This window comes from Rhodocytophaga aerolata (assembly GCF_030503435.1).
Lineage (GTDB): Bacteria > Bacteroidota > Bacteroidia > Cytophagales > 172606-1 > Rhodocytophaga > Rhodocytophaga aerolata.
This window is the reverse complement of the sequence record NZ_JAUKPO010000144.1, coordinates 1-1,559: the sequence shown is the minus strand read 5'-3', so window position 1 is coordinate 1,559 and position 1,559 is coordinate 1. Positions and strand designations below refer to the sequence as shown.

The following is a 1,559-nucleotide window of genomic DNA, read 5'->3' as shown; positions in this document are numbered from 1 at the left end:
GTCCGGTTTTGGAGGACCAGCTCAAGAGGTGACTCTTGAGCTGAGTCTAACTGTAGGTTATTGAAAAGATGAAAATACTATATTGTTGGCGATGTCAAATGGAAATTCCTATGTTGGATGAAGAAGAGTACCAAATCGCCTATCGATTATATGGGGAAGGTATTCGAAATCCAACGTCCGGATTAACGCGCGAAGCTCGCTATAAACCTTTACTTGACTATTACAAAGAAGTAACAGGAATGGAGGAAACTGAACCAAATGCAATCATGCACCACCGCATTGCTCAATATGGTCCTGCGTGTGAAAACTGTGGAAAGCCATATCGAACCCCAAAAGCTTCTTTTTGTGCGGCATGTGGACATAAAAGAGAAAAGTAAAAATAACAACCACCAATCGAGTAGCGAAAGGTAGGGATTTTCCCTACCTTTCGCTACTCGATTGGTGGTTGTTCTTATTTATAACTCTAAATCAATTCCTTCAATTATTAACTTTTGTTTCTTAGCTGCTATTTCATTAAAAGCAATGATAAGCTCTTCTCCACCTCTCAAATAATTATACCTCTCTTCTGCTTCATCATATCCGTCAGGTTCTGCAACAAGGATAAAAATTGTCCGTCCATTTTCAAATTTCATTTCTATTCCATGAGGAAATATGCCCATAGATTTATTGACTTCTCCTGGTACTTCCCAACCGTCATCATCTAGCCATATTAGCTTAATATATTTTATTTTAACATTTACCAGATCCCTCCATTGATAGTCTGCCGACATTTCTTCTTGACCTTCAATTAAAGTGATTACTTCTAATTCTTTGATATCGATTCCGCAAGTCCCACCATAGTCAGAGAAAGAATTAGAATCATATAGCAATATTTTTCTTCCACTTTGCATGCGAAATTTTATCCCTAAAATTGGAACATGATGGCAATTCCCTTTCTCAATACATAAAGGTGATTCGTTCTCTCTATTTTGTGAATAAAAAACTTGTACAATAGCATCTCCTGCAAGGCTGTTGAAAGCCTCTTTCAACTCAATTCCTTGTTGCAAGAATTTATCCTTAAATGTCCTAATAGATTCTTTTATGTTTGCCATTTTTAATTACCACCAATGAACACAGCTTTACGACGGCACGCCCTTTTGCGTCAGATTTGTGCGTTCGGCGGGTTGCTGGCCGTCTAAAGCCGATGTTGGGCGTTTGTTATTTGTTTGTCTACAATACTATTTTCCCTTCTTTCCATTTACTTATCAAATCTTCAGCCGAGTTAGCAATCCAAATATGTTCATCATCAATTGGGTAGTAGGCATAAACTGCTGCATCCCTTTTATGTTTGTAAACTCTAAATTCAATACCGTCTACTCCGGGATAACCAATTATAAGCCATTGATTTGATTCATCGATTTTGATTTCATCTGCTGGTAGAACTACATCAATAAATGCTTCTTGGCAATAGTATGCCGGAAATTGTTTATCCATTTAGCTAGTCTATTTCAATCCAATAACGCCCAATAGACCAGCCGCTACTCGCAGCCGGTGATACATGAATAAGCTCTGCGCGCAAG

General features: G+C 38.2%; 3 protein-coding genes. 1 reads left to right on the top strand and 2 read right to left on the bottom strand.

Annotated features, from left to right (window positions below):
* Positions 1–110 precede the first annotated feature (110 nt).
* Positions 111–377 carry a hypothetical protein gene (locus Q0590_RS37215; protein WP_302042763.1) on the top strand — a complete coding sequence of 89 codons (267 nt, stop codon included), beginning with the start codon at positions 111–113 and terminating at the stop codon, positions 375–377.
* A 78-nt stretch (positions 378–455) separates the two neighbouring features.
* Here the strand turns inward: Q0590_RS37215 and Q0590_RS37210 are convergent, their stop codons facing one another.
* Together Q0590_RS37210 and Q0590_RS37205 are read right to left on the bottom strand one after the other, a co-directional pair.
* Positions 456–1,091 carry a hypothetical protein gene (locus Q0590_RS37210; RefSeq protein WP_302042762.1) on the bottom strand — a complete coding sequence of 212 codons (636 nt, stop codon included), beginning with the start codon at positions 1,089–1,091 and terminating at the stop codon, positions 456–458.
* A 118-nt stretch (positions 1,092–1,209) separates the two neighbouring features.
* Positions 1,210–1,473 (bottom strand): hypothetical protein, encoded by a 264-nt coding sequence (locus tag Q0590_RS37205; RefSeq protein WP_302042761.1) that lies wholly within the window; start codon positions 1,471–1,473, stop codon positions 1,210–1,212.
* Between the last annotated feature and the right edge of the window lie 86 nt (positions 1,474–1,559).

Bases quoted from the DNA above. Each gene is read 5' to 3' on its own strand.
- Q0590_RS37215 (WP_302042763.1), top strand. From the start codon at position 111: ATGTTGGATGAAGAAGAGTACCAAATCGCCTATCGATTATATGGGGAA.
- Q0590_RS37210 (WP_302042762.1), bottom strand. From the start codon at position 1,091: ATGGCAAACATAAAAGAATCTATTAGGACATTTAAGGATAAATTCTTG.
- Q0590_RS37205 (WP_302042761.1), bottom strand. From the start codon at position 1,473: ATGGATAAACAATTTCCGGCATACTATTGCCAAGAAGCATTTATTGAT.